Raw genomic sequence first — 445 nt, forward strand, 5'->3', positions numbered from 1 at the left:
ATACCAAGCGGCCCTTTGCGACCAACCTCACCATCGCGGACCCCAAGCTCTGCGCCGGCGAATCAACCACCGTCACCCTCACCTTCTCCGAAGCGCTCAATCGGGACAGTCTCACTCTGGAGATGAGCCTTGGCTTTACCATCAGGCCCACCGCCAATCCCGGCACATTGTCCAACCTGCGTACCACCGACGGCATTACTTGGCAGTTCACGCTCACTGCCCCGACTTCCGGCGCCTCATCGACCGGCAATTACCTCAGCGTGTTTACGGGGGGTTCCGTGACCGATGTCGCAGGCAACACGGGTCAGGAGGGGGTGAGATATTTCATTGACACCCTCTACGACATTGACCTCGTTCGACCCACCGCCACGATCACCCTGGCCGACAGCGCACTCACCGTCGGCGAAACCACCACCGTCACCTTCGCCTTCAGCGAGCCCGTCAC

At 61.1% G+C, this 445-nt stretch carries 1 protein-coding gene; it reads left to right on the top strand.

Annotated features, from left to right (window positions below; all coding sequences use genetic code 11):
• Positions 1-445: Ig-like domain-containing protein (locus VTU_RS34245; protein ID WP_010109429.1), on the top strand; the 445-nt coding region annotated here is incomplete at both ends.

The organism is Verminephrobacter aporrectodeae subsp. tuberculatae At4, assembly GCF_000193225.1.
Classification (GTDB): Bacteria; Pseudomonadota; Gammaproteobacteria; order Burkholderiales; family Burkholderiaceae_C; genus Acidovorax; species Acidovorax aporrectodeae.